Source organism: Paenibacillus ihuae (assembly GCF_001368795.1).
GTDB classification, from domain to species: domain Bacteria; phylum Bacillota; class Bacilli; order Paenibacillales; family Paenibacillaceae; genus Paenibacillus_AQ; species Paenibacillus_AQ ihuae.
In genome coordinates, this window is sequence record NZ_LN831206.1 from 1 (window position 1) to 11194 (window position 11194).

Consider the following 11194-nt stretch of genomic DNA (forward strand, 5'->3'; position numbering starts at 1 on the left):
TCTCCGATACTCACTCGTTGTTCAGTTTTCAAAGATCAAATTCTCTATTGTTTAGCCGCAACAAAAGCGACTAGATTAATAATATATCATGTTAATCAAGATAATGCAACTATAAATTTAAACTTACTCAAAATACGATCCGACTTTCCAAACGTGGAAAAGAACGAAAAGACTATTTCTCATAGGAAATAGTCTTTCTCTAATGTAAGGAATATATTATTTTACCGGATAAAAGCCTTGCAATACCTCACGCATTTCCTGCTTGATATTAATATCCGGACGTTTTACTTTAGCCAAAGCTTCTGCCTCTTCCACCGTTGAAGCCAAACCAAGCTCCAGCAAAACTCCGGTAGCTACTGTTCCTGTACGATTCCGTCCACCCGCACAGTGGAAATACACAGTTTTTCCGTTATTCACTGCTGCTGTAACCGCCTGAATGGCTGCTTGAACTGAATTCTCCTGGCCGCTTTCATCCTCCACAATCGGAAAATGATGACGCGTTACTTTAGCAGGGAAGCCTTCTGCCTCCGTACCATTATCTCTTAAGTCAAACACATCCGAAATCTCCTGCTCTTGAAGAGCTTCAAGCAGTGCATTTTCTCCGCCGATATATACTTTACCTGGAATTAGCTCATGATAATTCTCCATTATAGTTCTCCCCTATGTCTTTGTTGTACCCTCAATTACTTTCCGGTTTCTGCAAAATGTTTAATGCGCTCGCCCACTTGGTCACGTACCCGCTGGAAGACAGCCCACTTCTCTTCATCTGTTCCTTGCGCCTTGGCAGGATCATCAAATCCCCAGTGCTCACGTTTCACCTTCGGCGGCGTAACTGGACATTTATCAGCGGCGTCTCCGCATAATGTAATCACGAGGTCTGCGTTATTTAGCAGCTGGGGGTCAATAATATCTGAGGTTTGACCTGTGATATCAATACCCACTTCGTTCATAGCCTGTACGGCTTTAGGGTTTAGACCGTGAGCTTCAATGCCCGCACTGTACACATTCCACCCGTCACTCAGGTATTTCTTAGCCCAGCCTTCAGCCATCTGGCTCCGGCAGGAATTTCCTGTACACAAAAAGTAAATGCTTTTCTTATCCATGATTGATAATCTCCTTTGGTTTTAAAATAGGATCAAGGTTATATATAATCCGAGCAGTGTGATGAACAGCGTGGGAATCGTCAGAATAATACCTGTTTTGAAATACGTTCCCCAGGATATCTTCACTCCTTTGGTGGACAGCACATGGAGCCACAGCAAGGTTGCCAGTGAACCGATTGGTGTAATCTTCGGACCTAAATCAGAACCGATGACATTCGCATAAATCAAAGCTTCCTTAATCAGTCCCGAGGTATGCGTAGCATCAATGGCCAGAGCGTCGATCATTACAGTAGGCATGTTATTCATAATGGAAGAGATCACAGCGGCAATAAAGCCCATCCCCATCGTAGCGGCGAACAGCCCCTGATCAGACACCGCCTGAATCACATCAGCAAGGACGTCCGTCAGACCCGCGTTACGCAGACCATACACGACGACATACATCCCAACGGAAAAGAACACAATCGCCCAAGGTGCTCCCTTAACGACTTCCATCGTGGGAACATTAGGACTTCTTCTTGCCATGAGCAGGAAGAAGATTGCGATAACTCCGGCCACTACTGACACCGGAATATTCAGGAACTCACTAACGAAGTATCCAACCAGCAGAACCGCTAGTACCCACCAGGATAGTTTGAACATTTTCTTATCTTTGATCGCTTCTTCCGGATTTTTCAGCTGGGAGCTGTCAAATGTTACGGGGATGCTTTTACGGAAAAAGAAGTACAGAACCAGAATACTTGCCCCCAAAGAAAACAAAGTAGGCATTAGCATACGGCCAGCGTATTCCATAAAGGTGATCCCGAAAAAGTCCGCAGATACGATATTAACCAGATTGCTTACAACCAGCGGCAAAGATGTAGTATCTGCAATGAACCCGCTGGCAATGATGAACGGAAAGACTTTTTTCTCATCAAAATTGAGTGCACGGACCATCGCCAGCACAATCGGAGTTAAGATGAGCGCCGCACCGTCATTCGCAAAAAACGCGGATACAATGGCCCCAAGTATGGTGACATAGACAAACATCCGAATTCCGTTACCCCGGGCAGCTCTGGCCATATGTAGGGCAGCCCACTCGAAGAAACCGATTTTATCAAGGATCAGGGAGATCAGAATGATTGCAACAAAGGCCAGGGTGGCATTCCATACAATCAGGGTGACATCTTTAACATCGTCAAAGCTGACAACACCCACAAGCAAAGCGATGATCGCCCCGCCGCACGCCGACCAGCCTATGGACAAATTCCGGGGCTGCCAAATGACAAATATTAAGGTAACAACAAAAATAAAACTTGCTAAGAATACCGAAACCAATCCGCTAACCTCCATTTAATCACATGAAATTCTTAAACCTTTTTTGTCGAGCTCTTCCAATTGATGATCTTGTGAAGGAACGAAGGCTATCAGATTCTGAATCAGTTCATGCTGAACGCTATTGGGATTGAACGAGTAAAAAATCCACTGGCCTTTCCGGTTCTCTTTTACCAGGCCAGCATCTTTTAATTTCCGCAAATGCTGACTTACGGATGGCTGACTCATTTTAAAAATCTCAACCAGCTCACATACACAGCATTCCCGCTTTTCCAGAAGCTTCATCATCGTCAGCCTGGTTTTATCACCCAGCAGCTTTAATATTTGTGAGACTTCATCTAATTCATCCACATTTGAGCTCATTTTCATTCCCCCTTTCACTTCATCATTATATAACTATACGCTTATATGTACAACCAAGAATATGCCTCATATATTTAACTTGCATTTTGCAACCATTATGGTTTATAACTTAACTATGAGGTGAAGAAAACAATGGAAACACCACGAGAATTATTCCAAATTATGACCCGCCGTTTAGGATTACTGAATAAAGTCTGCTGCAGCGTAGGCGGATGTGATCTTTCTACAACCCAGAGCCATCTGCTGTATGAAATCGGCAGGAGCCATAGTCCCTCCATGCAGCAGATCGCTGAAACGCTCGGGACCGACATTACTACTTTTAGCCGACAAGTACAGTCCCTGATCAAGTTGAATCTGGTTAAAAAAACTCCTGACAAGGCCGATCGACGAATCTACACCCTGTCGCTTACCCCCGAAGGAAAGATGGCCGCTGCAACGATTGATAAACAAATGAACGAGTATCTGAATGAAGCTTTTTCGCACATGAGTGAATTTGAAGTAGAAACTTTACTGCGGTCCATTAAGCTGTTCAACGAAGCTATGGGGAAATCCAGCAATTGCTGCGCACCTGTAAAAGGGTGATTTCTCTTAACTTATATTTGCACTTTGCAAGTTTATTCAACTTAATTAGTCAATTTAGGAGGGTTATGTGATGCTCAGAGATTTATACGTAGCAGAAGTTTTACACAGACACCGGCAAGAGGAATTGCAACAAGTTACGCTGCACGCCTGGAAATACTCCAAACAAAAGAACAGATTGAAGTGGTCTTTGTTCCCTTCGTTGTTTCGTCCGAAACAGGCGGTCTGCTGCGAACCCTGCTGCTAAACCAACAAAGGGTAAGGGATAATTAAATCAACTTAAAAGGAGTGTTAACAATGCCCCAGCTTACAAACGATCAAATCCTCCAAAATGTACGAAGCCGCTATCAGAAAATTGCCATGAAGAATGGCGGGTCTGCCGCTTCCTGCTGCGCCCCTTCCGAAAGTTGCTGCGACTCCCCTGCAGATTTTGATTCGGTTTCTGCAAAGCTCGGCTATTCTAGTAGGGAATTGGCTGCGGCTCCAGAGGGAGCCAATTTAGGCCTTGGATGCGGGAATCCGCAGGCAATTGCTGAACTGCAGCTTGGGGAACATGTTCTGGATCTCGGGAGCGGAGGCGGATTTGATTGTTTCTTAGCCTCCCATCAGGTCGGCGAGCAGGGACATGTCATCGGCGTTGATATGACTCCGGAAATGATCAGCCGCGCTCGGGGGAACGCCATCAAAGGGCGGTTTGAGAACACAGAATTTCGTTTAGGAGAAATCGAGCACCTTCCCGTTCCCGACAACTCTATAAATGTTATCATCTCTAACTGCGTGATTAATCTCTCTCCGGATAAACAACAGGTATTCCGCGAAGCCTACCGGGTTCTTCAGCCTGGCGGCCGTCTGGCCATCTCTGACATCGTGACTACAGCAGAACTCCCACCAGAAATTAAAAATGATCTTGATGAGCTATACTCCGGTTGTATATCAGGTGCCTCTTCCATTGAAGATGTTGAAGCGATGCTTCGGGAAGGCGGCTTTACTGAGATCAGCATCGAGCCTAAAGACGAATCCAGAACATTTATTAAAGACTGGGTTCCCGGTGCGAATGTTGACCAATACATCCTTTCAGCTGTAATCAAAGCAAAAAAGTAATTTCCAGGGAGGAGTATTCAGGTGATGGTGACACTTACTGTTCGGCAGGCAACCTTAGAAGATACGGATAGTATCCTTCGCATCTACAATCAGGGTATCGAGGATCGGATTGCTACACTTGAGACTGAAACGAAAGATTCTTCCTATATGGAAGCATGGTTTCATGATCATCAGGGACGCTTTAGCGTTCTGGTGGCGGAAAATGAAGGGGAAGTTATTGGTTGGGCCTCCCTTAATCCATACTCCCACCGCTGCGCTTATAAAGGAGTGGCCGACCTCTCTGTCTACATTGATCGCGACTTTCGTGGGCAGGGTGTAGGCAGCTCTCTCTTGGAAGCCTTAGAAATAGCAGCAAAAGAACATGAATTTTATAAAATCGTTCTCTTTACCTTCCCTTTCAATCAAGGAGGCCAAGGATTATATCAGAAAATGGGTTACCGGCAGGTTGGATTGTTTGAAAAGCAGGGTGTTATGGATGGGGAATTTATTGATGTTATGATTATGGAGAAATTACTGTAAACTGGCGGATAATTAAAAAAGTCCTGATACATCAAGGGTTCCTTGATGATCAGGACTTTTTATTGTGCGAAAACAACGTTCCAAACCGGTGAGAAGTAATGAATATTCACTAATTCATTTTCAAAAAGAATCTTGAATTTGATATAAATCACCACTAAGATTTCAAGTGATAAGCAATAAAGCGGAAATAAACATATTTTTGACTATCCTCAATAAAATGCCATTCTCTTTAAAGTTATTATTAAATACATGAGAAACCCTTTTATTACATTTATTATGAGTTGAATTTAAAACATGTAAGATACGGGGGATGGGTACTTATGAAAACTCAATTCAACCTGAAACTATTATCTGCATTAGCAACAGCCGTAACAGTTTCATTGGTAAGCGGCTTATTCTCCTATTTATTTTTAGAAGAAAAAATAAGGGTACGTGACTTTTCTTTTGGATATGAGTTTACTATTGGATTGATAATAAATCTCGCTGTACTTCTTATCCTAATACTACCGTTCTCAAATATAGCGGATAGTATTGCTGGAAAGACGAAAAGCTTGTTCCAAAAACCATTCATTTCACTTGTCTTATATTGTGGTGTTGGTACGATTAGTGAATTTGTTTATTCTTTATTCACTTTCAGTTTATTAACAATTCAAACTCAAATTATCTATACGATCTCCCTATCGATTGTTTTTTTATTTTTCGTTAAGCTTTTCCAATGTGTTCAAAAGCTATAACAAAATAATTGTAAAACACTTATTTAACCTAACGGTGTCATCCGATGAAAAACTACCAAACTAAAAAGTCCTGATCAATCAAGGATTTTGATCGATCAGAACTTTTTTATAGTAATAAAAGAACGTTCCAAATATATGAGATAAACAAGTTACAAACAGTGCCAAAGTGAATTACAACTCATCACATCACAACCTGTTTATTCCCGTCCGGCCCCCCGCTGCCGCATCCCCTCGAACAGCAGAATCGTTGCCGCCATCGCCGCGTTCAGTGATTCGGCCCGGCCGGCCATCGGGATGATGATGCTTTTGTCGACGAGCGCTGCCGTTTCCGGGGAGATCCCCTTTCCCTCGCTGCCGATCAGCAGCCACTGGCTGCCGCGGAAATCGTGGGTATAGCAGGAGTCCTCCCCGGTCAGCGAAGTGCTGACGAGGAGCGTGCCGCGTTCCCGCGCCTGCGGAAGAACCACACTCAAATCCCCCTCCACTACCGGGAGATGGAACATCGAGCCCATCGTGGAACGGATGGTCTTCGGGTTATACAGATCAGCGCAGCCCTGGCCAAGAATGACTCAGTCTGCACCTGCCGCATCCGCGCTGCGGATGATCGTTCCCACGTTGCCCGGGTCCTGGACGCCGTCCAGCACAACAACCAGGCTGTCCGGCTTCGCGAGGATACCCTCCATCCCCTGCTGCTCTTTGCGGACAACCGCAAACACCGGCTGCGGGGTATTCGTGCTGCTGCACTTGGCGATGACTGCCGCTGAGACACCAATGACCTCCATGCCCTGCACGGCCTGAAGGTGAGCCTTCAGCTCGGACGGCATGCCTTTGTCGAGATCATAGGCCAGGATTTCTACCTCGGCTTCAGCCAGCAGCGCCTCCTGCACGAGGTGGATACCTTCCACGATATATTTGCCGGTCTTGTCGCGGTGCTTCTTCTCCTGCAGCCCGGCCCATTCCTTCACCCGCGTATTTTGCGCAGATATTATTTCCATGAGGTCCTACCTTTCTATTCTACATTCACCCTATTGGTACGCCATTTCCAGCTTCGTCAGATGCTCCTTGCGCCCGACGATGACGAGCACATCACCTTCGCTGAGCCGGTCTTCAGCCCGCGGAGAAATGTTCATCTCCTCGCCCCGGCGAATCGCCATGACGTTACAGCCATATTTGGCGCGGATATTCAGCTCCTGGAGATTTTTGCCCAGCATCGGCTTCGGCACTTTCATATCCAGAATGCTGTAATCCGGCGACAGCTCGATATAATCCAGGATGTTCGGCGAAGCCAGATGATGCGCCACCCGCATGCCCATATCCCGTTCGGGATAGATAACTTTGTCCGCACCAATCTTACTTAACACCTTGCCGTGCAGCTCGCTTTTGGCCTTGACCAGAATTGCCGGCACACCAAGATCCTTCAGGATCAAAGTCGTAAGGATGCTGGCCTGAATATCCTCTCCGATTGCCACAACCACAACATCGAAGTTGCGGATGCCCAGCGCGCGCAGCGCTTCCTCATCGGTGGAGTCTGCGGATACGGCATGGGTTACAATACCGGAGATTTCCTGGGTACGCTGCTCATCGGCATCGATCGCCAGTACATCAAATCCCATCCCGCTGAGCGCCTTGGCTACACTTGAGCCGAAACGTCCCATTCCGATGACGGCATATTGTTTTTTGGCCATGTCCGTGTACCTCCCGTAAGCATTTTTCGTTTCAAACAGTATAGCATATGGTTATCTAAACTTGAATTTTCACCGCCCCCGCAGGGTACATTAGTACAGAGCGAGCGTATCTGCATACTTACAGCGTTAAAACATTGAGGAGGTAAATGATGCCGGTTACCATCGATTTGCGTCAAGCCGTTCTCCATAAAGTACACGGCCAGTCCGAAGAAGATCTGCGGGCTATGATTGAAGGCTCCATAGACGGACCTGAAGCTGCGCTTCCAGGACTGGGTGTGATGTTCGAAATGGTCTGGAAAGACCTTGAACAGGCCAAGCAGGACCGTGTCATTTCTATGCTGCATAGACATCTGGAAGAAATGACTCCCGGATCGATTATGTCCTGAGCAGGCGCATATGTACAAAACCTCCGCTACCCGGAATGCGGCTGCACTCCAGGGGGCGGAGGTTTTTCGTTAAGATGGCGGCCCGGGACTACCTCTCCCGCAGCTTACTGCCGTTTACTCAAGGAGCTGTTTCCAGGAATTTTGCGGTCGGATTCTTTTCCATCGCGGTACGCATCGCGTATTCATTCTCGAACAGCACGACATAATTCCCCTTCTTGTCCGTCACCAGCGTAGAGTTGATACGGAACTTGGCAGGGTCCGGTTTGTTCTCATCCACAATCCAGCGTGCGAACTGGTAGCTCATCCGCTGAAGCTGAACGTCCACGCCATATTCGCCCTTCATCCGGTACTCGAAGACTTCGAACTGCAGCTGGCCCACTACGCCCAGCAGAATATCGTCGAAGTTGACGGTACGGAACACCTGAATCATACCTTCCTCCGTTAGCTGGTCAATCCCCTTCTGGAACTGCTTCGATTTCAGTGCATTTTTGATGCTCACTTTGGAGAAAATCTCCGGTGAGAACGTCGGCAGCTCATCAAATTCCATATCACCGGCTTGACTAAGCGTGTCGCCGATCCGGAAAATCCCCGGGTCAAACAGCCCGATAATGTCACCTGGATAAGCTTCCTCGACAATGTCGCGGTCCTGCGCCAGGAATTGCTGCGGCTGGGACAGCTTGATATCCTTGCCTGCCCGGACATGCTTCACGCTCATGCCGCGTTCGAACTTGCCGGACACAATCCGCAGGAAAGCGATACGGTCGCGGTGTGCCGGGTTCATGTTGGCCTGAATTTTGAACACGTAGCCGGTAAATTTCTCATTGGTCGGTTCAATTGAGCCGGCCGTGCTGCGGCGCGGTTCCGGCTTCGGTGCCAGCTCCAGGAAGTTATCGAGGAACGTCTGCACTCCGAAATTATTGATAGCACTGCCGAAGAAGACCGGAGTCAGCTCCCCGCGCAGTACCTTTTCATAGTCAAAAGCATCGCCTGCCACATCCAGCAGCTCCAGGTCCTGGCACAGCTGGTCATGCAGATATTCTCCGGCCATCTCACGGATAATCGGGTCGCGGTAGCTCTCCACCTTCTGTACCTTGATGACTGAGTGATCGTCACCCTGGAACAGCTCCACCTGATTCTTCATCCGGTCATATACACCGCACAGCTCGCGGCCGCTTCCGATTGGCCAGTTCATCGGTACGGAGCGGATGCCCAGTACGTTCTCCAGCTCCTCCATCAGATCAAACGGGCTCTGGCCTTCACGGTCCAGCTTGTTAATGAAGGTAAAGATCGGGATGCCGCGCTTCGCGCAGACCTGGAACAGCTTGATCGTCTGCGCTTCCACACCCTTCGCTACGTCAATCAGCATGACTGCACTGTCCGCAGCCGTTAAGGTACGATAGGTGTCCTCACTGAAATCCTGGTGACCCGGCGTATCCAGAATGTTCACCCGGTGGTCCAAATAGTCAAATTGCATTACAGAGGAAGTAACCGAGATTCCGCGCTGCTTCTCGATTTCCATCCAGTCACTGGTCGCGTGCTTGCTTGCTTTACGGGCCTTGACGGTACCCGCGAGCCGGATCGCGCCGCCGAACAGCAGCAGCTTCTCCGTTAGTGTGGTTTTACCCGCATCCGGGTGGGAAATGATCGCAAACGTTCTGCGTTTGTCCACTTCCTGTTGCAGTTTCTGATCTGGTGCTTTATTCATTGCACATATCCCTTCATATATAAATTCATGCTGCCTATTCCATAGCACGGGGCTAATCTCAAATCGGCGCTCTGCTCATGAGTACAAATCCCTTCTATCCGTGGATTCATTATAATCCCATAATAGTCTCCAGTTCCGCTTCTAGTGAAAGCATCCTTTTAAGTATATCAAAATCCGGCAAACATTATCTACAAAAAAGCGGCGGAAGTGAAATAAGTTGATAAAATTCGCCGTTTGAACCACGGAGATCACTAGCTGCCGCTGCCACAACCCAAACCAGGGAGTAAAAACGCAAAAACAGCGATCCCCCACGAACTGGAGAACCGCTGCTCTGTTAAGCTTATGCAAGGTTATGAAATTAGCCGTTCACGCGCCATACCACATTGTCTTCTTCCTGTCCGTTCACCGGCCACCAGTGGAAGCCCTCCTGGGCCAGCAGCTGATCCGCTTCAACCGGTCCCCACGAACCTGCAGGGTAGGAGGCCAGATCACTGCTCTCTTCCTTCCAGGCTTTGGCGACCCGGTCAACGAATGACCAGGCCGACGAAACTTCATCCCACCGGGTGAAATAGGTGGAGTCGCCGCGCGCTGCATCATGAAGCAGGCGTTCGTAAGCTTCCGGTGAGTTGATGCCGACCATACAGCTCTGGCAGAAATCCATTGCCAGCGGCTGAATTTCCGACTCCGAACCCGGCTTCTTGGCGTTGATCTTCACGTAGATGCCTTCCATAGGATTCACGCGGATAACGAGCAGGTTCGGCTCAAGATTATGCTTTTGGCCCAAGTACACATTGGTCGGCATGCCCTTGAACTCTACAACCACTTCCGTTGTCTTCACAGGGAGGCGTTTGCCGGTACGAATATAGAACGGAACTCCCGCCCAGCGGAAATTGTCTACAAAAATACGCGCCGCAAAGTACGTTTCGGTGTTGGATTCAGGATCCACCTTATCCTCCTGTCGGTAAGCCGGAAGGCTCTTGCCTTTGTAGAGGCCTTGGGTATACTGCCCGCGCACTACATTCTCACGGACCTCTTCGGGGGAGGCGTAAGGACGCAGCGAACGCAGCACCTTCACCTTCTCATCCCGGATATCTTCAGCCAGCAGACGGCTTGGCGGCTCCATCGCAATCATCGTCAGCAGCTGCAAAATATGGTTCTGGCCCATATCGCGAAGCGCTCCGGCATGATCGTAATACCCGCCGCGCTCTTCCACCCCTACGGTTTCACCTAGAGTGATCTGAATGTTGGCAATATGCTTATTGTTCCACAGCGGTTCAAAGAATGCATTGGCAAAACGGATCACTTCGATGTTCTGCACCATTTCCTTGCCCAGGTAGTGGTCGATCCGGTAGATCTCCTCTTCCTTGAACACCTGGCGGATCTGCTCGTTGAGCTGCTCTGCCGATTCCAGGTTGTAGCCGAACGGCTTCTCGATCACCAGACGGTTCCAGCCTGAGCCCTGCAGCATGCCGCCTGCTTTGAGGTTAAACGAGACGCTGCCGAACAGCTCGGGAGCAAGCGCCAGATAGAACATCCGGTTGCCCGGGATATGGAATTTCTCTTCGAGCACTTCCGTCTGCGCATTCAGTTCACGGAAGCCTTCGATATTGTTAATGTCCAGCGATTTGTATTCAAAATGCTGTACGAACTCATTCCATTCTGCAGCATCTCCCGCCTGGTAGCGGCAGAACTCACGAATGGACTC

12 protein-coding genes and 1 pseudogene are annotated in these 11194 nt (G+C 48.2%); 5 read left to right on the forward strand and 8 right to left on the reverse strand.

Annotated features, from left to right (window positions below; translation table 11 throughout):
* Positions 1 to 216: 216 nt before the first annotated feature.
* Genes AQR02_RS29465 through AQR02_RS29480 form a run of 4 tightly spaced genes read right to left on the reverse strand, consistent with a single transcriptional unit; the run spans position 217 to position 2780 of the window.
* Positions 217 to 648 carry a protein-tyrosine phosphatase family protein gene (locus AQR02_RS29465; protein ID WP_054943874.1) on the reverse strand — a complete coding sequence of 144 codons (432 nt, stop codon included), beginning with the start codon at positions 646 to 648 and terminating at the stop codon, positions 217 to 219.
* A gap of 35 nt (positions 649 to 683) precedes the next feature.
* Positions 684 to 1103: an arsenate reductase (thioredoxin) gene (gene arsC / locus AQR02_RS29470; protein ID WP_054943875.1), complete on the reverse strand. Its 420-nt coding sequence runs from the start codon at positions 1101 to 1103 to the stop codon at positions 684 to 686.
* A 21-nt stretch (positions 1104 to 1124) separates the two neighbouring features.
* On the reverse strand, positions 1125 to 2420 hold the full coding sequence (locus tag AQR02_RS29475) for an arsenic transporter (protein WP_245237799.1): 1296 nt from the start codon (positions 2418 to 2420) through the stop codon (positions 1125 to 1127).
* Between the two features lie 15 nt (positions 2421 to 2435).
* Complete coding sequence (locus AQR02_RS29480) at positions 2436 to 2780, reverse strand: ArsR/SmtB family transcription factor (protein WP_425340034.1); 345 nt, start codon at positions 2778 to 2780, stop codon at positions 2436 to 2438.
* Between the two features lie 132 nt (positions 2781 to 2912).
* On the opposite strand from AQR02_RS29480, the gene AQR02_RS29485 reads away from it, so the two are divergent.
* From AQR02_RS29485 to AQR02_RS29500, 4 genes are all read left to right on the forward strand, one after another.
* The gene (locus AQR02_RS29485) at positions 2913 to 3362 is read left to right on the forward strand and encodes a MarR family winged helix-turn-helix transcriptional regulator (RefSeq protein WP_054943878.1); all 450 of its coding nucleotides are present in this window, start codon (positions 2913 to 2915) and stop codon (positions 3360 to 3362) included.
* Positions 3363 to 3656: 294 nt separating this feature from the next.
* On the forward strand, positions 3657 to 4460 hold the full coding sequence (locus AQR02_RS29490; RefSeq protein ID WP_054943879.1) for an arsenite methyltransferase: 804 nt from the start codon (positions 3657 to 3659) through the stop codon (positions 4458 to 4460).
* Between the two features lie 24 nt (positions 4461 to 4484).
* Positions 4485 to 4979 (forward strand): arsinothricin resistance N-acetyltransferase ArsN1 family A, encoded by a 495-nt coding sequence (locus AQR02_RS29495; RefSeq protein WP_054943880.1) that lies wholly within the window; start codon positions 4485 to 4487, stop codon positions 4977 to 4979.
* 320 nt (positions 4980 to 5299) lie between these two features.
* Positions 5300 to 5713 carry a hypothetical protein gene (locus AQR02_RS29500; RefSeq protein ID WP_054943881.1) on the forward strand — a complete coding sequence of 138 codons (414 nt, stop codon included), beginning with the start codon at positions 5300 to 5302 and terminating at the stop codon, positions 5711 to 5713.
* A gap of 197 nt (positions 5714 to 5910) precedes the next feature.
* On the opposite strand, the pseudogene AQR02_RS29505 reads toward AQR02_RS29500, so the two are convergent.
* Positions 5911 to 6708: pseudogene (locus AQR02_RS29505) on the reverse strand (TrmH family RNA methyltransferase).
* Between the two features lie 30 nt (positions 6709 to 6738).
* Positions 6739 to 7398 (reverse strand): potassium channel family protein, encoded by a 660-nt coding sequence (locus AQR02_RS29510; RefSeq protein ID WP_054943882.1) that lies wholly within the window; start codon positions 7396 to 7398, stop codon positions 6739 to 6741.
* Positions 7399 to 7547: 149 nt separating this feature from the next.
* On the opposite strand from AQR02_RS29510, the gene sspI reads away from it, so the two are divergent.
* On the forward strand, positions 7548 to 7784 hold the full coding sequence (sspI, locus tag AQR02_RS29515) for a small acid-soluble spore protein SspI (protein WP_054943883.1): 237 nt from the start codon (positions 7548 to 7550) through the stop codon (positions 7782 to 7784).
* 118 nt (positions 7785 to 7902) lie between these two features.
* Here the strand turns inward: sspI and AQR02_RS29520 are convergent, their stop codons facing one another.
* Entirely contained in the window at positions 7903 to 9489 is a 1587-nt protein-coding gene (locus AQR02_RS29520) for a peptide chain release factor 3 (protein ID WP_054943884.1), read from the reverse strand.
* A gap of 358 nt (positions 9490 to 9847) precedes the next feature.
* Positions 9848 to 11194 (reverse strand): glucose-6-phosphate dehydrogenase (gene zwf, locus AQR02_RS29525; RefSeq protein ID WP_054943939.1); only part of this gene is annotated, 1347 nt, incomplete at its 5' end.

Bases quoted from the DNA above. Each gene is read 5' to 3' on its own strand.
- AQR02_RS29465 (WP_054943874.1), bottom strand. From the start codon at position 648: ATGGAGAATTATCATGAGCTAATTCCAGGTAAAGTATATATCGGCGGA.
- AQR02_RS29495 (WP_054943880.1), top strand. From the start codon at position 4,485: ATGGTGACACTTACTGTTCGGCAGGCAACCTTAGAAGATACGGATAGT.
- AQR02_RS29510 (WP_054943882.1), bottom strand. From the start codon at position 7,398: ATGGCCAAAAAACAATATGCCGTCATCGGAATGGGACGTTTCGGCTCA.
- AQR02_RS29500 (WP_054943881.1), top strand. From the start codon at position 5,300: ATGAAAACTCAATTCAACCTGAAACTATTATCTGCATTAGCAACAGCC.
- AQR02_RS29520 (WP_054943884.1), bottom strand. From the start codon at position 9,489: ATGAATAAAGCACCAGATCAGAAACTGCAACAGGAAGTGGACAAACGC.
- AQR02_RS29485 (WP_054943878.1), top strand. From the start codon at position 2,913: ATGGAAACACCACGAGAATTATTCCAAATTATGACCCGCCGTTTAGGA.
- arsC (WP_054943875.1), bottom strand. From the start codon at position 1,103: ATGGATAAGAAAAGCATTTACTTTTTGTGTACAGGAAATTCCTGCCGG.
- AQR02_RS29480 (WP_425340034.1), bottom strand. From the start codon at position 2,780: ATGAGCTCAAATGTGGATGAATTAGATGAAGTCTCACAAATATTAAAG.
- AQR02_RS29490 (WP_054943879.1), top strand. From the start codon at position 3,657: ATGCCCCAGCTTACAAACGATCAAATCCTCCAAAATGTACGAAGCCGC.
- sspI (WP_054943883.1), top strand. From the start codon at position 7,548: ATGCCGGTTACCATCGATTTGCGTCAAGCCGTTCTCCATAAAGTACAC.